Annotated in this window: 18 protein-coding genes and 1 pseudogene; 2 read left to right on the forward strand and 17 right to left on the reverse strand. The window is 50.3% G+C overall.

All coding sequences use genetic code 11. The annotated features are described in order from the left end of the window. The 15 genes from rnhB to rpsB all read right to left on the reverse strand — a co-directional run bounded on the left by rnhB (position 1) and on the right by rpsB (position 14,533). Positions 1-657 carry a ribonuclease HII gene (gene rnhB / locus NSP04_RS09940; protein WP_257512173.1) on the reverse strand — a complete coding sequence of 219 codons (657 nt, stop codon included), beginning with the start codon at positions 655-657 and terminating at the stop codon, positions 1-3. After that, positions 650-1,819, reverse strand: coding sequence for a lipid-A-disaccharide synthase (lpxB, locus tag NSP04_RS09945; protein WP_257512174.1), 1,170 nt, complete (start codon positions 1,817-1,819; stop codon positions 650-652). The genes rnhB and lpxB overlap by 8 nt, the downstream gene beginning before the upstream one ends. A gap of 3 nt (positions 1,820-1,822) precedes the next feature. Beyond that, a complete protein-coding gene (gene lpxA / locus NSP04_RS09950; protein WP_257512175.1) occupies positions 1,823-2,611 on the reverse strand; it encodes an acyl-ACP--UDP-N-acetylglucosamine O-acyltransferase in 789 nt (262 codons plus the stop codon). A gap of 13 nt (positions 2,612-2,624) precedes the next feature. Then, positions 2,625-3,074 (reverse strand): 3-hydroxyacyl-ACP dehydratase FabZ, encoded by a 450-nt coding sequence (gene fabZ / locus NSP04_RS09955; protein ID WP_257512176.1) that lies wholly within the window; start codon positions 3,072-3,074, stop codon positions 2,625-2,627. 33 nt (positions 3,075-3,107) lie between these two features. After that, positions 3,108-4,217 carry a UDP-3-O-(3-hydroxymyristoyl)glucosamine N-acyltransferase gene (lpxD, locus tag NSP04_RS09960; protein WP_257512177.1) on the reverse strand — a complete coding sequence of 370 codons (1,110 nt, stop codon included), beginning with the start codon at positions 4,215-4,217 and terminating at the stop codon, positions 3,108-3,110. A gap of 9 nt (positions 4,218-4,226) precedes the next feature. Then, positions 4,227-4,748 (reverse strand): OmpH/Skp family outer membrane protein, encoded by a 522-nt coding sequence (locus NSP04_RS09965; RefSeq protein WP_257512178.1) that lies wholly within the window; start codon positions 4,746-4,748, stop codon positions 4,227-4,229. 30 nt (positions 4,749-4,778) lie between these two features. Next, the gene (bamA, locus tag NSP04_RS09970; protein ID WP_257512179.1) at positions 4,779-7,085 is read right to left on the reverse strand and encodes an outer membrane protein assembly factor BamA; all 2,307 of its coding nucleotides are present in this window, start codon (positions 7,083-7,085) and stop codon (positions 4,779-4,781) included. A 51-nt stretch (positions 7,086-7,136) separates the two neighbouring features. Beyond that, on the reverse strand, positions 7,137-8,480 hold the full coding sequence (gene rseP, locus NSP04_RS09975) for an RIP metalloprotease RseP (protein ID WP_257512180.1): 1,344 nt from the start codon (positions 8,478-8,480) through the stop codon (positions 7,137-7,139). 13 nt (positions 8,481-8,493) lie between these two features. After that, complete coding sequence (dxr, locus tag NSP04_RS09980) at positions 8,494-9,693, reverse strand: 1-deoxy-D-xylulose-5-phosphate reductoisomerase (protein WP_257512181.1); 1,200 nt, start codon at positions 9,691-9,693, stop codon at positions 8,494-8,496. Positions 9,694-9,697: 4 nt separating this feature from the next. Beyond that, positions 9,698-10,540: a phosphatidate cytidylyltransferase gene (locus NSP04_RS09985; RefSeq protein WP_257512182.1), complete on the reverse strand. Its 843-nt coding sequence runs from the start codon at positions 10,538-10,540 to the stop codon at positions 9,698-9,700. 28 nt (positions 10,541-10,568) lie between these two features. After that, complete coding sequence (uppS, locus tag NSP04_RS09990) at positions 10,569-11,357, reverse strand: undecaprenyl pyrophosphate synthase (RefSeq protein ID WP_257512183.1); 789 nt, start codon at positions 11,355-11,357, stop codon at positions 10,569-10,571. A 7-nt stretch (positions 11,358-11,364) separates the two neighbouring features. After that, positions 11,365-11,925, reverse strand: coding sequence for a ribosome recycling factor (gene frr / locus NSP04_RS09995; protein WP_257512184.1), 561 nt, complete (start codon positions 11,923-11,925; stop codon positions 11,365-11,367). Positions 11,926-11,980: 55 nt separating this feature from the next. Continuing rightward, positions 11,981-12,691, reverse strand: coding sequence for a UMP kinase (gene pyrH, locus NSP04_RS10000; protein ID WP_257512185.1), 711 nt, complete (start codon positions 12,689-12,691; stop codon positions 11,981-11,983). A gap of 115 nt (positions 12,692-12,806) precedes the next feature. After that, positions 12,807-13,697, reverse strand: coding sequence for a translation elongation factor Ts (tsf, locus tag NSP04_RS10005; RefSeq protein ID WP_257512186.1), 891 nt, complete (start codon positions 13,695-13,697; stop codon positions 12,807-12,809). 80 nt (positions 13,698-13,777) lie between these two features. Continuing rightward, positions 13,778-14,533 (reverse strand): 30S ribosomal protein S2, encoded by a 756-nt coding sequence (gene rpsB, locus NSP04_RS10010; protein WP_257512187.1) that lies wholly within the window; start codon positions 14,531-14,533, stop codon positions 13,778-13,780. 195 nt (positions 14,534-14,728) lie between these two features. Between rpsB and map the strand changes: the two are divergent. Both map and NSP04_RS10020 read left to right on the forward strand, forming a co-directional pair. After that, positions 14,729-15,550 (forward strand): annotated as a pseudogene (gene map / locus NSP04_RS10015) (type I methionyl aminopeptidase); the annotation flags it as partial. Between the two features lie 49 nt (positions 15,551-15,599). Then, positions 15,600-18,161 (forward strand): [protein-PII] uridylyltransferase, encoded by a 2,562-nt coding sequence (locus tag NSP04_RS10020; RefSeq protein WP_371825018.1) that lies wholly within the window; start codon positions 15,600-15,602, stop codon positions 18,159-18,161. A 19-nt stretch (positions 18,162-18,180) separates the two neighbouring features. Here NSP04_RS10020 and NSP04_RS10025 read toward each other — a convergent pair whose 3' ends face one another. Next, positions 18,181-18,927 (reverse strand): S-methyl-5'-thioinosine phosphorylase, encoded by a 747-nt coding sequence (locus NSP04_RS10025; RefSeq protein WP_257512189.1) that lies wholly within the window; start codon positions 18,925-18,927, stop codon positions 18,181-18,183. Between the two features lie 3 nt (positions 18,928-18,930). Beyond that, positions 18,931-19,806 carry a UTP--glucose-1-phosphate uridylyltransferase GalU gene (gene galU, locus NSP04_RS10030; protein ID WP_257512190.1) on the reverse strand — a complete coding sequence of 292 codons (876 nt, stop codon included), beginning with the start codon at positions 19,804-19,806 and terminating at the stop codon, positions 18,931-18,933. Between the last annotated feature and the right edge of the window lie 20 nt (positions 19,807-19,826).

A 19,826-nucleotide genomic window follows, 5' to 3' on the forward strand; every position in this document is an offset into this window, starting at 1 on the left:
TTAAAAAGGCAGGCCTTGTTGCTCGCGTTCCAGTGCCTCGCGCACCGGTCGAAAGGACTTTCGATGTACTTGCGTTGCACCATATTGCATCAATAAGGCCATGTGGCGAGCGGTCGGGTAGCCCATGTGCACATCGAATTCATATTCCGGATATTGCTGAGCGTGGGTTTTGCACCATTCATCGCGGGCTACCTTGGCCAAAATCGATCCCGCTGAAATTGCCGGTATTTTTGTGTCGCCCTTTACCACCGCAACTGCTTTGTAGGGCCACTTGGGCAGCTTGTTGCCATCGACTGCGATCAGGCATTGCTCAGGTTTTAGCCCCGCCTGTTGAACCACCGCATCGACGGCACGCCACATGGCGAGCAAACTGGCCTGAAGAATGTTTACGCGATCAATTTCTTCAACTGTGCCATGCGCCACAGCCCAAGCCGGTGCCAATTCCTGAATGCGAGCTGCCAACAGTTCGCGCTTTTTGGGTGTTAGTGTTTTGGAGCAGGCCAAGCCTTCGATGGGGTTTGGAGAGTCAAGCAAAGCGGCGCCGGCCACAACCGGGCCGCACAGCGGGCCACGCCCTGCCTCATCTACCCCAATGATGACCAAACTGTGCGCTGCTGCAAAGGCCTGAAGTTCGGACCATTCCTGAAACTTAGCCATTAATCACCTGCTGAATAACGCTGCCAGCAATTTCGCCAGATGGTTTTAGTAAACGCTGGTGCTGTTCGGCAAATAGGTTTTCCAGCCGCTGGCGGTTGGCGTCGTTGTCGAGTTGAAACAGTGCAGCCTTGGCCAGTGCTTGTGGTGTGGCCTCATCTTGTAGCAGTTCTGGCACTGCAAATTCATTCAGCAAAATATTGGGCAAGCCCACATAGGGCATGTAGCCCTTGCCTTTCATCATCTGGTAGCTCAGCCAAGGCATTTTGTAGGCAATCACCATGGGTTTGCGGTACATCATCGCCTCCAAAGTGGCGGTACCGCTGGCCAGCATTACCGCGTCTGCGGCAGCCATGCATTCATGCGATTTGCCCTCGACCAAAGTCCAGCGATCAAGCAGCTCAAGGGGAATCATGGCTTTAAACAGAGCCAACAGTTCACTGGCAGGTGGCATGGGGGTTACAAAACGTAGGTTTGGTTTGTGTTTCAGTAACTCAACGGCGGCGTGCAGAAAGGCTGGTCCAATGTGTTTCACTTCTGCCCCGCGGCTACCTGGCAGTACAGCCAGCAATTGCCCTTCATTTTGAAGATTCAGTTTGGCGCGGTGAGCGTTCTGATCAATTATTTCTGGCACCAGGGCTGCCATAGGGTGACCAATGTAAGTGGCGGAAATGCCTTCTTTGGCCAAAATTTCAGGTTCGAACGGGAAAATGCAAAGCACATGGCTGCAAGCTGCTTTTATTTTGTGAATGCGTTCCATGCGCCAAGCCCAAATCGACGGGCAAACCAGGTGCACGGTGGGCACGCCGCTTTCGCGCAGGGCCAACTCAAGGTTCAAAGTAAAATCGGGCGCGTCTACCCCCACGAACACTTTTGGTCGACGCACTGTTGACCAGTGTTCAATCAGGTTTTTGCGCATTTTTAGCAAACGCGGCAAGTGGCGAATTACTTCAACATAGCCACGGACCGAAAGTTCCTCCGAACCATGCAAGGGATTAACGCCCAGTTCTCGTAGTTTGGGCCCGGCAATGCCTTCCATTTGCAGCGGCTGGTTTTGAATCAGGTGTTCAATGGCGAGCGCACCAATCCAGTCGCCAGATGCCTCACCCACAGCAATGGCCAAATCAACCTGGGCTGAAGGTGAAGATGAGGGGTACTTTGTCATGCCTTAGCGAACAATGCCGCGGGTGGCTTCGTCCAAAAACACCTTCATGTATTCCAAATGTGCTTTTGCATCATCAGGCGCAGCATCTTTCAAGGTGCCTATTGCATCTTTGGCCTCAGCAACGCTTAGGCCTTGCCTGTAAATGGCCTTGTAAGCACGCTTGATATTCAAAATCGTATCAGGTGAAAACCCCCGGCGCTTCAAGCCTTCCGAGTTAATGCCTGCAGGCACCGCAGGGTATCCCGCAGCCATGACAAATGGCGGTACATCTTGCATCAACTTGGTTTGAAAGGCGGTCATGGCGTGGTCACCAATCCGAATGAATTGGTGCACACCGCTCATACCGCCCAAAATAACCCAGTCGCCAATCACAACATGGCCTGCCAGTTGCACACTGTTGGCAATAATGGTGTGGCTACCGATGTGGCAATCGTGCGCAATGTGCACATACGCCATAATCCAGTTGTCGTTGGCCATGGTGGTTTTGCCACCGTCTTGAACTGTGCCGGTGTTAAAGGTGCAGTATTCACGAACGGTATTCCGGTCACCGATAATCAGCTCCGTGAGTTCGCCTTTGTATTTTTTGTCTTGCGGGTCGCCACCAATAGTTGCGCTGCCATGAAAAACATTGTCTTCACCAATGGTGGTGCAGCCGCTGATCACCATGTGCGGACCAATTTTGGTGCGCGCGCCGATTTTTACATTGGGACCAATCACTGAAAACGGCCCTACTTCAACTGTGCTGTCCAGTTCTGCCTTGGGGTCAATGATTGCAGACGCATGAATTGGCATTTGAGCGTATTCCTTAAACTTCGCGGGCGGTACACATTAAATTGGCCAAGGCAACCACATTGCCATCAACCAGCGCTTTGGCAGCATATTTCCAGATGCCGCGTGACACACGTTCAACTCGAACATCCAGCATCAAAACGTCGCCTGGCACCACTGGGCGCTTGAATCGGCAATCATCAATGCCCACAAAGTAGTACACCAAATTTTTGTTGGGCGATGCTTCCATGGACTTGAATGAAAGCAAACCCGCTGCCTGGGCCAAAGCTTCCATAATCAGCACGCCGGGCATTACCGGGTGAATTGGAAAATGACCGGGGAAAAAAGGCTCGTTGTAGCTGACGTTTTTCTGGGCAAGAATTCGAACATTGGGTTCAAGCTCAAGCACCCGATCAACGAGTACAAAGGGATAACGATGCGGCAAATTTTCCAAAATGCCTTTGATGTCCATAACTGGCGTATTCATAGCTTCTGAGTTCACATTGATGTAAATTTAGGTTTATTGTTTTTTCAACTTATTTCTCAATTCACGCACTTCACCGCGTAACTTAAGCAATTGTTTGAGAGTAACCGCAGTTTTCTCCCAATCCTTGTGGCCTTGTAAAGGGAAAATGCCGGTGTAGGCACCTGGCTCCTTAATGCTGCTCATCACCACAGACGCACCTGAAACATGTGTACCGTCCGTAATATTCAGGTGACCAAACACCATGGCAGCACCGCCGACCGTGCAACGTGCGCCAATGCTCGTGCTGCCTGCAACGCCCACGCAACCAGCCATGGCTGAATGCTCACCCACCGTCACATTGTGAGCGATCTGAATTTGGTTATCCAGTTTCACGCCAAATCCAATCAGAGTGTCATCCAAAGCGCCGCGGTCAATTGTGGTGTTGGCACCAATTTCAACATGGTCAGCGATTACAACTTTGCCCACTTGGGGAATTTTTATCCAGGTACCTTTCTCGTTGGCAAAGCCGAAACCGTCTGCACCAATAACCACACCTGAATGAATGATGCAGTTTGAGCCAATCAAGCATTCATCGTACACAGTCACATTCGGATATATTCGGCTGTCAGAACCGACTTCAACATGGTTACCCAATACCACACCCGCTTCTATTCGGCTACCCGCGCCTATCTTTGCATGTGCACCAATCACGCAGTTGGCGGAAACACTGGCTGTTAAGGCTATTTCAGCAGTGGGATCAACCACTGCACGTGGGTGTATGCCAGGTGCAGGTTTGAATTCGCTTTTGGCAACCCACCATTGCTGAATTTTCGCGTAATACAAATAGGGATCGTTGACCAACCAGGCAATGGTTTCAACCGCTTCACTTGAATTGTTTTCCAGATACTCGCAAACCTCACCATACTGCGTTTCGCGGATCAGCACTACGCCTGCCTTGGTCAAAAGCAACTGATCACGAAATTTCGGGTTGGTTAGAAAAGCAAGATGACATGACTCTGCTTTTCCCAGGGCTTGAATGCCTTTTAACAAAAGGGAATTTGCGTAGGCTGTTTGATCCGTGAGAGCATTTTTAGCGTTGAAGGAAGCCAGGCGTCCACCAAATTCGGCGACCAAATCGCCCAGCTTCGTTTCAATAAAATTCATTGACTCGCTTTACTTCGCGCTGTCCAAGCTGGTAAGCACTTGGTCAGTGATGTCGATGCGCTTGTTGGCATACACAGCTTCCTGGAAAATGATGTCATAGTTTTCCTTTTCAGCGATTTGGCGAATAATGCGGTTAGCGCGTTCTACAAGTTCGCCAACCACCTGATTCTTGCGCTGTGCCAAGTCTTCCTCAAACTCACGGCGCTTGCGCTGAAAGTCACGGTCCATTTCGGCCAAGTCACGCTGGCGGCGAACCTTCTCCGCTTCTGGCAACGTGATTGCGTCTTTATCCAGTTTTGTGGCTTCGGTTTTCACCTTGGTCGCCAAATCTTCCAGTTCTTTTTGACGCTTGGAAAAGTCGCGCTCCAGCTTCTTCTGCGACTCTACAGCGAACTTCGAATCGCGCAAAATCCGCTCGGTATTGACGAATCCGATCTTGTTTGCTGCTTGCGCATGGCTCAACATCGGCAAAACAATTGCCACTGACAGCACACCACCGATCAACATTTTTTTCAAACTATTCAAAACCATTCTCCAATATAAATCTGAATTTTTCAGGCTTTAGAAGCCCGTACCAATCGTGAATTGAACACGCTGGGTTTCATCTTGTGGCTCAGTATTCAAAGGCACACCCAAACTGAATTTCAGTGGGCCCACCGGCGATAACCAAGAAATACCCAGACCAGTCGAGTATCTAAGCTCGCCAAATTTCACCTTTTCATTGCTTTGGAACACATTGCCGGCATCCAGGAAAGTGAATGCGCGGAATGTTCGATCTTTCGTCATGCCAGGAATCGGGAAGAAGAACTCGGCGTTGGCAATGACCCGCTTGGAGCCGCCCACCGGAACGTTGTCCAGATCGCGAGGGCCCAGTGTTGATGAACGGTAGCCTCGAACCGTACCAATACCACCTGCATACACATTTCGGAAAATCGGGTATGGCGAGTCGCCCAAACCAAAGCCACCAGTAATTTCACCATTAAGGGCCAGCGTGTATTGCTTGCCGATCGGGAAATACACTTGCTCTTGGTAAGTGGTGCGAATGAACTCCTGGTCTCCCAGCGGTGTTGCATACTCCGCCGTCAGGCGGGTAACCCGGCCACGTGTGGGCGAAATGGCAGAGTCTCTCGTATCAAACGAGTATCCGGCATTCAAAAGAACTGCATAGCTCGAATTCCCGAAGTCGTTGACGTATTGCTGGAAACGTGCGGGACTAAAGGGGCCTACTTCAAGGTCGGTACCTTCGTAGCCTGCGCCAAATGAAATTCTCTCAAATTCGCTGATTGGATAGCCAAAACGCAGGCCAGCACCCGTTGTTTCGATGATGTAATCACCCAGATTCAACTCGCTTGGATCGGTGCGGCGGTTGTAAACCTCAAAGCTACGGGAAACACCGTCAATAGTGAAATACGGGTCGGTCTGTGAAAATGAAATGGTGCGATTCACCCGGCTGGTGTTCAGTTCCAACCCAACGGTTTTACCAGTACCAAACAGGTTCTGCTGTTGAATGGCTGCCGACAGCACCAAACTGTCGGTACTGGAAATACCCGCGCCAAGGAGCAAATTGCCGGTCGGTTTTTCTTCAACCTGCATGTTTACATCGATTTGATCTGATGTGCCAGGAACAGGCTGGGTTTCAATTTCCACATTTGAGAAATAACCCAATCGGTCCACGCGTTCTTTTGAGAGCTGGATTTTTCGAGAATCGTACCATGACGATTCAAACTGCCGAAATTCGCGACGAACTACTTCGTCTTTTGTCCTCGTGTTTCCACCCACATTCATGCGGCGCACATAAACCCGCTTGCCTGTGTCCACTGCCACATTGATATTCACAACGCGGTTCTCACGGTCCAGTTCGGGTATCACGTTTGCATTTGCGAACGCATAACCATAGTTGCCCAAGCGATCTTGTATGGCTTTGGTGCTGTCGGTGATCAATTCGCCATTAAACGTCTCGCCTTTTCTCATTTGAAGCAAAGAACGCAGTTCTTCATCTCGCCCCAAAAGTTGACCGCTCAATTCCACATTGCCAAACGAGAATTTGTCGCCTTCTTTCACTGTGATGGTGATGAAAATGTCTTGCTTGTTCGGTGCAATCTGTACTTGGGTATTTTCGATATTGAAATCGGCATACCCACGGTTCAGATAAAACGAACGCAACTTCTCAACATCACCACTTAACTTTTGGCGAGAGTACTGGTCGTTTTTCGAGTACCAGGACATGAAGCCACTGGTGCTCAGTTCAAACTCGTCGAGAAGCTCTTCTTCGCTAAAGTCTTTGTTGCCAAGAATTTTCAACTGTTTGATGGACGCTGATTCGCCTTCGTCGACATTGAACACAATGCCCACCCGATTGCGGGCCAGTTCATCAACTCGTGTTTGTACTTGGGCACCGTACTTGCTGCGTGAAAGATATTGGCGCTTTAATTCTTGTTCGGCTTTGTCCAGCAAAGATCGGTCGAATATTAACGACTCACCGATCCCAACGCCTTTGAGCGCCTCTTTCAGCGTTTCCTTGTCGAATTCTTTGGTGCCGTTAATCTCGACCGAGGCAATCGCAGGACGCTCAACCACGGTGACAACGAGCACATCGCCTTTGGCGGAGATTTTTACATCTTCGAAAAAACCTGTCGCAAACAGGGAGCGAATCGCTTGAAGCGCTTTCTCGTCAGTGAAAGTATCACCCACACGAATAGGCAAGTAACTGAATACCGTGCCGGCCTCGGTGCGTCTCAGACCTTCAACTTCAATGTCTTTAACGACGAACTGGTTGGCCTGGGCGTGCACGACGCTCACAGACAATGCGCAGGTGGCCACGACTGGATAAACCAAGCGCGCTGGAAACAGAGTACTTCTAATTGTCATTCAGATCGTTCCTACCAGCCGGTATCGGCTGGAACCAATATGTGAAGGCTGTCAGAAAATCAGCCTTTGAATATCATTAAAAAAAGCAACACTGGTCAATGCGCCAATGAGCAAAATACCAAGTTTTTGGCCACGAATCTGCCAGACTTCTTCAACTGGTTTGCCTCTGACTATTTCGGCCAAATAATACATCAAGTGCCCACCATCCAAGAGCGGAATAGGCAAAAGATTCAAAATCCCTAGGCTAACAGAAACCATCGCCAGAAATCCGAAAAACGGAAGAATTCCCAAGCTAGACGATTCACCCGCGGCAGATGCGATCGACACGGGGCCGCTCAAGTGGTTCCACGACAAATCGCCGGTTACCATTTTACCCAACGCAGCCAGTGAAAATACGCTGACTTCGACCATTCGACCTGCGCCTTCCAGCAAAGAATCAATAGGACCCAGTGGGTTGTTCACGATGACAGACTCACCGCCAATTGAAAGACCCAAACGCCCAATCGTTGACCCATCATCCTGCTCGACGGGCTCAGGGGTCGCCTTCAACGAGATTTCTTGAGCATCTCGTCGAACCAAAATATCCGTGACTTCAGAAGGCCGCTGCTTGATCAGTTCGGTGAACTGCGCAGACGTCTCGACCGGAATAGTTGCAACACTAATTAACTGGTCACCGTTGACAAACCCGGCGGCGGCCGCGGCACTGCCCTCGCCTACTGCGCGCACAAACACACTTTTCTCAAAGGGCAGAAATCCAAGCTCACGACTAAGTGTTGGACCCAACTCCGCATCGATGGAAGCCGCTGGAATCGTTTGGAGCGATAGCGCTTCTCCACCCCGATTCACTGCAATATCAAGATCGTTTTTAAACAGTTTTGCCTTAATCAGTGCCCAGGACACTTCATTCCAGTTCTTGGTGCCATCACCATTGACAGAAGTGATCTCGTCGCCCAATTTCAAGCCCGCTTGAGCAGCAGCTGAGTTTTGAATGGGGGCTGCCGTTTGGGTGGCGAGGCCCAAGGGTTGCATGTATGCCAAAAAGCCGTAAATCAGTGCGGCAAGGATCAGATTGGCCATGGGGCCTGCCAGCACAACTGCAATTCGTTGTCCAACAGGTTTCCTGTTAAAGGACTCGGACAGATCAATATCGTGGCCTTTCAGGCTGTCGGGGTCGCGTTCGTCCAGCATGCGCACATACCCACCCAGTGGAATCCACCCAATCGTCCACTCTACTTTCGTTTTCCTATTAACCCATTGAAAAATTGGTTTGCCGAAACCCACCGAAAAGCGGATAACCCGCACGCCGTAGAAGCGCGCCACCGAGTAATGCCCGTATTCATGGATGAACACCAGAATTCCCAAGGCCACCAAAAATGAAATGATCGAATTCAACATATTTGTCCTGCGATTAAAGCTTTCCGACACACTCAGTAGCATAAACCCTAACTGTGTTGTCCAAGGCGAATGCATCATCCAGGCCGCGCACAGATTCACCGGCAAAACGAGATAAGCAGGCCTCTGTCAAGCGGACTATGTCCATGTAAGAAATTTTTTCGTTCAGGAATAGATCTACGGCGATCTCGTTGGCTGCGTTGAACACCGGCGCCAGAGTGTCTGGCTTGTTGAGTACTTCAAAAGCCAGCTTCAGCATTGGAAAGCGCGTTAGGTCAGGCTCTTCAAAATGTAGCCGAGCCAGTTGGGCGAGATTCAGGCGAGGTGAGCCCGACTCGATTCGATCGGGCAAGCCCAGCACGTGTGCAATCGGGGTTCGCATGTCTGGACAGCCAAGCTGAGCTAGCATGCTGCCGTCTTTGTACTCAACCAGCGAATGAACGATGGATTCCGGATGAACCAGCACCGACAACTGCGTGGCTGGAAGACCGAAAAGCCACAATGCCTCGATTAGCTCCAGGCCTTTGTTGGCCATGGTTGAGCTGTCGACAGAAATTTTTCTGCCCATTACCCAGTTTGGATGGGCAACCGCTTGGGCGGGTGTAACCTGCTCAAGTTCAGCGAGAGATTTTTTGCGAAATGGGCCACCAGAAGCGGTCAATATCATACGCTCAATACCAAATTCTTGAGGTCGGCTTAAATCGTAATTCGACGGCAAACACTGGTAGATGGCGTTGTGCTCGGAATCGACAGGCAAGATGGTGGCCCCTGACTCCAGACAAGCCTTAATCATAAATCGACCCGCAAGCACCAAGGACTCTTTATTGGCCAACAAAACTTTTTTGCCCGCCTGAAGCGCGCTAAGTGTTGGCTTCAAACCTGCGGATCCAACAATGGCAGCCACAACCGTATCGACGTTGGTGCTTTGGCATACACGGTGTAAGTCTTTCACAGAGCCTAGGTCGGGTGAATAGCCTAGCTGATGCCTCAACTTCTCGCTGTAACCGCCTTTTTGCCAGCTTGAAAGCGCAGTGTCGTCGCAAATGATGAGTGATTCTGGCCTGTGAGCGCAAGCCTGCTTAAACAGCAAATCAATGTTTTTGCCGGCAGCGAGCCCGGTAACAGAAAACCGGTCGGGGTGCCTGGCCACGACATCCAGCGTATTCACGCCGATTGTGCCAGTGGCCCCCAAAAGCAAAAGTTTCTGTGAAGCCATTTATCTAACCCGAGATCGCTGTGACCAATAAAATGGCCAATGGGAGCACTGGCAACTGCGCATCAATTCTATCCAGCACTCCACCGTGTCCTGGCAGTAGCTGACTGCTGTCCTTCAAACCCGCCCTTCGCTTTAACATGGACTCAAACAGGTCACCCACAACACTGTAAGCGCTTAACACCAACAACCAAAATGAAAACACTGCAGGGTGCCACCGCTCGAACGCCATCACTTGCCAGGTACTTTCTAGGAAGGGATAGGCGCCAGCTAGCAAAACAACGACCCAGCTAATTGCAAGCACGCTAAAAGCGCCGCCCACAGCGCCTTCCCAGCTTTTTCCTGGAGAAATTCGCGGAGCCAGCTTTCGTTTTCCAAAGGTTTTTCCAAAGAAATAGGCGAAAATATCGGCGACGAAGCAAATTGCGATGGTGCTTAGTAAAAACACTATTCCGTGCGTTTTGGTGATGATCAATGCAAGGCCTGCAGCGCCGATCAGCATAAAACCGACTAGTCCAAACAGATAGTGGTTGCCCAGCACACCCACGGAAACGTTTCGCAGGCACCACGGGGCAAATGCAACCCAAAACACACTAGCAATTGCAAGCAAGGGGAAGCCCTGGGTTTGTAAATTAAAGGCGTAATTGGCAAGCAAACAGATGCCAGTGCCTAGAAGTGCGTAAAGAATTGACTTGGTCGATTTAAATTGACCAAGTCTCGCCCACTCCCAAAAAGCGCAGGCTAGTACGGTCAGTACAAAAATGTTCCAGCCAGTGCTGCCGCCGTAGATCAACACTCCAAGCAGCAAGACCAGCAAGACCACCGCGGTGATCACGCGCGTTCGAAGCATGTTTTTTATGTCTCGTATGTGAACGATTTCACTGGGCAGACTGCCGAACATTCATCAGCATGGGCTGGATCTGTTCGGATGTGCGGCCGAAGCGACGTTCTCTGTTGTTATAGGAATCAATGGCTTCCAGCAACATCGGCTTGCCAAAGTCGGGCCAAAACTTGTCAGTGAAGTAAAACTCCGTGTATGCCAATTGCCACAGCAAAAAATTGGAGACGCGCTGCTCGCCGCCTGTGCGAATAAAAAGATCTGGCTCGGGGCTACCGTGCAGGCACAAATGCTGAGCTAGGGTTGCCTCTGTAATCTGACCAGGATCGCTGGCCAATTCGGGTCGAACCGACAGCATTTTTTTTGTGGCTTGCAAGATATCCCAGCGCCCACCGTAATTGGCTGCGATATTTAGACACAAGCGAGTGTTGTTTTTGGTCAGATCCTGTGCGGACGCAATGGCTGCCTGCAGTTCCGGTTCAAACGCAGTGGTGTCGCCAATAATTCTCAGGCAAATATTCTCGCGGTGCATCGCTTCCACATCTTTGCGCAATACGCGCACAAAGAGGCGCATCAGCAGGCTGACCTCTTCCGCAGGTCGACGCCAGTTTTCGGATGAAAACGCAAAAAGGGTGAGATGCTCTATACCCAGTTCGCAACAGGCCTCGACCGTTCTTTTGACTGCATCCACCCCGCGTTTGTGCCCCGCAATGCGCGGCATCAAGCGACTTTTTGCCCAACGACCATTGCCATCCATCACGATTGCGACGTGCTTTGGAATACTGGATACGCTAGGGATATCCAGTGTTGAGCTGGTGAAGGCAGTCATTAATTGCTTAAACCGTCATGATTTCGGCTTCTTTGGATTGCAAAACCTGGTCGACTTCTGCAACGAACTTGTCGGTCAGCTTTTGAATGTCACCTTGCGCCCGGCGCTCATCATCCTCAGAAATTTCTTTGTCGTTCACCAAGCGCTTCAAGGATTCGTTCGCATCTCGGCGTAAGTTACGAATTGCCACCTTGGTCTGTTCGCCCTCGCCTTTGATGAATTTGGTCAATTCACGGCGACGTTCTTCAGTCAACGCAGGCATCGGCACGCGAATCGTTTCCCCCATTGATGCAGGGTTCAGGCCAAGATCTGACTCGCGAATGGCCTTTTCAACTGCATTGGCCATGTTTTTCTCCCAAGGTTGAACCACAATGGTGCGCGCATCGGCCAAGCTAAGGTTGGCCACTTGGGAAATTGGCACCATGGAGCCGTAATAGTCCACTTGAACGTGGTCTAGGATGCCTGTATGGGCGCGCCCGGTTCGTACCTTTTGTAGGTCGGTTTTCAAAGATTCAATGGATCTCACCATCTTGTCTTCTGTGGTCTTGCGAATGTCTGCAACGCTCATGATTGGATTCTCACTGCTTTGGTCGATATTAATGTTCTATTAATAGCTCGATTGATTACATGTGCACCAAGGTGCCCTCGTTTTCTCCTGCAACTGCACGATGCAGCGCACCGGGCTTGTTGATGGAAAACACCCGAATTGGAAGCTTCTGATCGCGGCAAAGCGCAAATGCAGTTGCATCCATTACTTCGAGATTCTTCGAAATTGCTTCATTGAAGGAGATTTTTTCGTACCGTGTAGCGGTCGGATCTTTATTGGGGTCTGCGGTGTAGATACCATCCACTTTGGTGGCTTTCAATACAACTTCCGCTCCAATTTCAGAGCCGCGCAGTGCTGCAGCGGTGTCCGTGGTGAAAAACGGGTTGCCTGTACCGGCAGCGAAAATTACGACCTTGCCTTCTTCCAGGTAACGAATTGCTTTCGGACGGATGTAGGGCTCAACAACCTGTTCAATATTTAAAGCAGATTGCACTCTGGCTTCAACACCAGCGCGTCGAAATGCGTCTTGCAAAGCCAGGGCATTCATTACGGTCGCCATCATTCCCATGTAATCGGCAGTTGCGCGATCCATGCCCGCAGCGCCCGGTGCTATGCCCCTGAAAATGTTTCCGCCGCCGATTACCACGGCCAACTCAACTCCTGAAGCAGAGACTTCAGCTACCTCTGCAACCATTCTTTCTATCGTCTGGCGATTGATGCCGTAGGAGTCTTCTCCCATCAGGGCTTCGCCTGACAATTTGAGTAACACACGTTTGTATGCTGCCATTCAAGCCTCTAGTTGGATCATTGACAGGATTCTATAACGTAATACGCTCGGATTAGAGTACCCGCAAATAAAAAGGGGTTTCTCGACTAGAGAAACCCCTCGTTCACTGCGGCAATTAACGGCCTGCGGCGGCAGCGGCGGCTTGCGCGGCTACTTCAGCGGCGAAGTCATTCACCTTCTTCTCGATGCCTTCGCCCACGATGAAAAGTTCGAAGCTATTTACTTCGCTGTTCTTGCTCTTGAGCATGGCTTCAACGGTCAGCTTGTCGTCTTTCACGAAAGGCTGAGACAACAGGGCAACTTCCTTCAGGAATTTCTTGATTGAACCCTCAACCATTTTCTCCGCGATGTCGGCTGGCTTGCCTGACTCTTCCGCTTTGGCTTTGGCTACCGAGCGTTCACGATCGATGTCTTCCTGTGGTACGCCACTCTCGTGCAGTGCTTTTGGCTTTGTGGCCGCAATGTGCAGGGCAACGTCTTTACCAACATTGTCGTCGCTGCCTGTGTAGTCGACCAAAACACCAATTTTGCCGCCGTGAATATAGGAACTCAGGCTGCCCTTTGCTTCAACACGTTTGAAGCGACGAACGGACATGTTCTCACCAATTTTGCCGATCAAGGCTGTACGAACGCTTTCAACAGTACCTTCACCCAATGGCAAGGCAGACAATGCCTCTACACTGGCTGGGTTGTTGTCGGCGATCAACTTGGATACATTGGCCACGAAAGCTAGGAAGTCGTCATTCTTGGCCACGAAGTCTGTTTCACAGTTTACTTCTACAATTGTGCCCAAGGTATTGTTTTCGTTGATATAAATACCAACAAGTCCTTCTGCGGTTACACGTGCTGCCGCTTTGCCAGCCTTGCTGCCCAATTTCACGCGCAGAATCTCCTCTGCCTTTTCCATGTCGCCGCCGGCTTCGGTCAGGGCTTTTTTGCATTCCATCATGGGTGCGTCGGTTTTCTCGCGCAGTACTTTAACCATTGCTGCTGTAATTTCAGCCATTGATGTTCTCCTAAAGTCGGATTCTGAATTAGACAAAAAAAAGGGGCGACTGATCGCCCCGTTGGAAGACGAAGGTTTAATTAACCTTCTGCTCCCTCTTCAGACACTTCAACGAACTCGTCGCCGCCCTTGATTGCTTCAACTACATCGTTAACAGCCTGGTCACGGCCGGCCAGTACGGCGTCTGCAACAGAACGGGCGTACAAACGAATTGCGCGTGCAGAATCATCATTGCCAGGAATGACGTAGCTGACACCAGCTGGTGAGTGGTTTGTGTCAACGATACCGACCACTGGGATACCCAGCTTCTCGGCTTCGGTGATCGCAATTTTGTGGAAGCCGACGTCGCAAACAAAAATTGCATCAGGCAATGTGGGCATGTCTTTGATGCCACCGATTGACTGGTTCAGTTTTTCCATTTCACGTGCAAACATCAATGCTTCTTTCTTGGACATGTGCTCTGTACCGCCGTCGGCGATAATGGCTTCCATGTCTTTCAGGCGTTTGATGGATGTTTTGACTGTTTTGAAGTTGGTCAACATGCCACCCAACCAACGCTGGTCAACGAAAGGCATGCCGCAGCGTGCTGCTTCTTCAGCGATGATTTCCTTGGCTTGACGCTTGGTACATACAAACAGGATGTTGCCGCGATTGGCAGACAGGCGCTTTACAAACTTCAGCGCGTCGTCAAGCATTACGACAGTTTTTTCCAGATTGATAATGTGAATTTTGTTACGATGGCCGTAAATATAAGGGGCCATTTTAGGATTCCAGAAGCGGGTTTGGTGGCCAAAGTGGCAACCAGCTTCCAGCATTTCGCGCATTGATGCTGCCATGAATTTCTCCAGTATAGACAGGGTTAAGTGGGTTTGTACTGGGCTAAAAAGTAGCTTTTAAAGCGAACTTTGCTAGCACCCTGTCGCACAAACCGTTAAATTTACTCTTTAGCGCTGATTAACTGATTAAGTTGCACGTGGCGGTAGAGCAGCCAAAGATTATACTCGGTTAAAATACGTTAGCTCAAGCAGGAATTAAACAAAACCATGAATATTGTGATCAAGAACGAGCATGACATTGAAAAAATGCGTGTTGCAGGGCGTTTGGCCTCTGAAGTACTAGACTTTATTGGCCCGCACGTGGTTGCTGGTGTAACCACTGAAGAACTTGACAAGCTTTGCCACGATTTCATCGTGCAGGTTCAAGACGCTATTCCTGCTCCTCTGAATTATGCGCCCCCCGGTTATAGCCCCTACCCCAAGTCTATTTGCACGTCTGTGAATCACCAGATTTGTCACGGCGTACCTGGCCCGAAGAAATTGAAGAATGGCGACATCATTAACATTGACATCACGGTGATCAAAGATGGGTATCACGGTGACACCAGCCGCATGTTCATTGTAGGTGAAGGTTCGCTGGCTGCACGACGCTTGTGCGAAATCACCTTTGAGGCAATGTGGTTGGGTATTGAACAGGTGAAGCCTGGTGCCACTTTGGGTGATGTGGGCGCAGCCATCCAAAAGTTTGCAGAAGGTTTCGGTTATTCTGTCGTTCGCGAATTCTGCGGACATGGCATTGGCACCAAATTTCATGAAGAACCCCAGGTACTTCACTATGGCAAGCCCGGTACTGGCATAACCTTGGTCGAAGGCATGATTTTCACAATCGAGCCCATGCTAAATGCGGGTCGACGTGAAATCAAAGAAATGCCGGATGGATGGACCATCGTAACCAAAGACCACAGCCTGTCGGCCCAATGGGAGCACACCGTGTTGGTTACCGCCGATGGCTATGAAATTTTGACCGTGTCTGAAGGCACACCGGCCAACCCACGGTTGAAGAAAGAGGCTGCATAATTTGGACATAAGTTCAAACCCCTCGGAATCGCGTATTTCTTCAGACAATTTGAACGAGCTTAAACTTCGTATCAAGGGTGAGATGAAGGCACAAGCGCATCACTGGCTCAGTCCGTTCAATTCTGACACGCCAGCGGATGCAATCGAAACTGCCTTGAAAATTCGTTGCAAGTGCGTCGACAACGCGCTTTTATCTCTGTGGAATGCCCTAGAAATGCCCTTAACTTATTGCCTGGTGGCGGTGGGTGGATACGGCAGGGGTGAATTGTTTCCGTTTTCAGATGTTGATGTGTTAATCCTGATCCATGGGGAACCTGACGAATCAAACACGGAAAAACTCGAAAATTTTTGCGGTTCAGGTTGGGACATTGGTCTGGAAATTGGGCACAGTGTTCGTACGCTGGAGCAGTGCATCGAAGAAGCCAGCAAAGACATCACGGTTCAAACTGCCTTGGTGGAGTCCCGGCTTCTTGCTGGTACGGCCAAAGTTTTTAGCGACTTGACGTCTAGACTCAAAAAGTCACTTGATGTAAAAACTTTTTTTCGCAAGAAGACGCTTGAACTGCGTCAGCGACATGCCAAATTTCAAGAAACCCCTTACAGCCTGGAACCCAACTGCAAGGAAAGCCCAGGTGGTCTTCGGGATCTGCACGTGATTTCATGGGTGTGCTTAGCGGCTGATTTGGGAAACAGCTGGGCAGAGATGGCAAAACAAGGCTTGATTACCCCTTTCGAAGCGGCGAAGCTTAGAAACAATGAGCGCACATTAAAAAAAATTCGCTATCAACTGCACGTAACCACGGGCCGCAGGGAAGACCGTTTGGTTTATGACGTGCAAACGCAGTTGGCTGAATCACTAGGTTACAAGCCCACCGCGGCAAAGCGCTCGAGCGAACAGCTGATGCAGCAGTACTACCTGGCTGCCAAGGCAGTGATGCAGCTAAATACGATTCTGCTGCAAAACATCGAACTGTCGATTTTCGGTTCGAACGCGCAACCTATCGCGATCGATGATGAATTTCAGGAAACAGATTCGCTGCTCGACATTCGGGATGACAACGTTTTTGCGAAAAACCCCTCGGCGATGCTTCGTGCATTTATCGTGATGCAGCAAAACCCGCGCCTGAAGGGCATGAGCGCGCGCATGTTACGTCAGCTTTGGCACAACCGGGTGAAAATTAACAGCGAATTTCGGAAGGACCCAGTTAACAAAGCATTGTTCATTGAGTTTTTTAAGCAGCCGCAGGGCATTGTGCATGAATTGCGGCGCATGAATGAAACCAGTGTGTTGGGGCGATACTTGCCTGCCTTTCGCAAAATTGTTGGGCAGATGCAGCATGACCTGTTTCATGTGTACACGGTTGATCAGCATATTTTGACTGTGGTTCGCAACTTGCGCCGCTTCACAATGGCAGAGCATGCGCATGAATATCCCTACTGTAGCCAGTTGATGGCCAATTTCGATGACCATTGGCTGTTGTACATTGCGGCCCTATTTCATGACGTGGCCAAAGGCCGTGGTGGTGACCACAGCATTTTGGGTGAAGTGGACGCGAGAAAGTTTTGTAAAGAACATGGTCTGAACGAAGAAAACACCGATCTGGTGGCCTTTTTGGTGAAGCATCACCTGACCATGTCGAACACGGCACAGAAAAAAGACCTTTCTGATGTGCAGGTGTTGAAGGAATTTGCCGCCTTGGTGCAAACGCCGCGAAATCTGACCGCTTTGTATTTGTTGACTGTGGCCGACATTCGCGGCACCAGCCCCAAGGTGTGGAATGCATGGAAGGGTAAGCTGCTAGAGGACTTATATCGCTTGACTTTGAAATACCTGGGTGGTGAAGCGCCGAACCGCAGGCAGATGCTGGCCGAACAGCAGGCTGAAGCGCGGCGCATTTTGCGTTTGTACGCGCTTTCAGACGATGTTCAAGACAAATTGTGGGCACAGCTTGATGTGTCGTATTTTCTACGCCAAGGCCCCAGTGACATTGCATGGCACACCCGCCACCTGTATTGGCGCGTGGACACAGAACAACCGATCGTAAAGGCGCGCTTGTCGCCCATCGGTGAAGGCCTTGAATTGTTGGTGTACACCCGCGATGAAATGGATTTGTTTGCCCGGATTTGCGGCTATTTTGACTCCAAGAACCTTAGTATTCTTGATGCGAAAATTCACACGACTTCACATGGATACGCGCTGGATTCGTTCTTGATTCAACATGAAAGCAACACCGAGTTTTACAGGGAAACACTCTCGCTTCTGGAAGCTGAACTGCAAGATAGGCTGGTGAAGCGCCTACCACTTGAACCGCCTGTGTTTGGGCGCATGTCGAGGCAGTCCCGCCACTTCCCGATTCGGCCTAATGTGGATTTGAAGCCAGATGAAAAGGGCAATCAGTATTTGCTAACTGTTTCTGCAACAGACAGAACAGGCTTGCTGTATTCAATTACTCGATTGTTGGCACAGTACAAAGTCAACGTTCAAACCGCGAAAATCATGACCCTGGGCGAGCGCGCAGAAGATTCATTTTTGTTGTACGGACAATCGCTGAATTCGCAAAAGCTGCAAATTCAGTTGGAAACAGACCTTCTGGAATTGTTGTCAATTTAAGTAGGTCAGAACATTCAAATTATTCGTCGTGAAGCTGCACCATGGACTTGATAATTCCCATGACGCGGGCCATGCCCTCATGCACCGTTTTGCTGATCTGCGCATGGGAAATTGCATGCGCACTTTCACCCACGCCAGCGGCCTGATTCACCACCAAAGCCAAATGCGCGTAGGGAATTTCAAGTTCCCGTGCCAGTGCCGCCTCGGGCATGCCGGTCATGCCCACAATGTCGGCACCGTCGCGCGCCAAGCGTTTAACCTCAGCGGCAGTTTCAAGTCGCGGACCTTGGGTGCATGCATAACAACCGCCCTGCACCACCTGCTCACCCACTGCATCGGCGGCCAAGCACAATGAGGAACGTAATGCTTGGTCATATGGCCAGGTGAAATCGATGTGTTGCACTGCCTGACTGTCGCCCTCAAAGAAAGTGGCTTCGCGACCGTGGGTGTAATCCAGAATTTGATCTGGTACCACCAGTTGCCCTGGCTTTAGGTCTGGCCGAATGCCGCCCACGGACGCCACCGACAATATGCCATCAATGTTCAACTGCGACAGGGCCCACAGATTCGCCCGATAGTTGATTTCATGCGGTGCAATGGTGTGACCATAGCCGTGCCTCGCCAGAAATACAATCTCGTGGCCTGCCAGCATACCAATGGTCAGCGCACCCGATGGTTCACCATAGGGAGTGCGTTGCACTTTGCGCTTAACGACTTCAAAGCCCGGCAGCTGGCTTAAGCCGCTACCACCCAACACTGCATACATCGATTAGTTCCTGTTTTTTAGGTATTCGGAAAACTCAGCAGATACTTCGTGATGTTTCAAGCCCAACTCTACTGTGGCTTTCAAGTAACCAATTTTCGAGCCACAATCAAAACGTGTTCCGTTGAAGCGATAAGCAAGCACTGGCTGATCTTCCAGCAAAGAAGCGATGCCATCCGTCAACTGAATTTCTCCGCCGGCACCTTTTCCTGTTTTGCGAATGTGATCAAAAATTTGCGAGTTCAAAACATATCGTCCAACAACAGCGAGGTTAGTCGGTGCGTCTTTGGGATCCGGTTTTTCGACAATCGCATTCACGCGTTCAGAGCGGTTGTTCCATGGGGTACTTGAAACGATACCGTAAGACTTTGTTTCCTCGGGCAGAACTTCCTGCACCGCCAGCACGCTGGCATGCTCACGCTCGAACACTTTCACCATTTGATGCGTAACAGAGGGCGTGCCCTTGTCAACGTCCATCAAGTCATCCGCCAACAACACGGCGAAGGGTTCTGGACCTACAACAGGTTCTGCGCACAGCACAGCATGCCCTAAACCCAAGGGCTCCATTTGGCGAATGTAAATACAGTTTACATGGCTTGGAACTATGTTCTTTACCAGTTCAAGCAATGCTGTTTTTCCACGTGCCTGAAGCTCGGCTTCAAGTTCGTAGGCTTTGTCAAAGTGGTCTTCAATGGCGCGCTTGCTGCGGCCTGTGATGAACACCAGCTCTGTCAAACCAGCCTCAAGCGCTTCTTCAACTGCATATTGAATCAGCGGTTTGTCGACCACCGGCATCATTTCTTTGGGACTGGCTTTGGTCGCTGGCAAAAACCGGGTGCCCATACCGGCCACTGGGAATACTGCTTTTCTAACACGTGTCATGATGATTTACCCAATAGAAA

Origin of the sequence: Limnobacter parvus (genome assembly GCF_024623725.1) — a bacterium.
In the GTDB taxonomy this organism is placed as follows: Bacteria; Pseudomonadota; Gammaproteobacteria; order Burkholderiales; family Burkholderiaceae_B; genus Limnobacter; species Limnobacter parvus.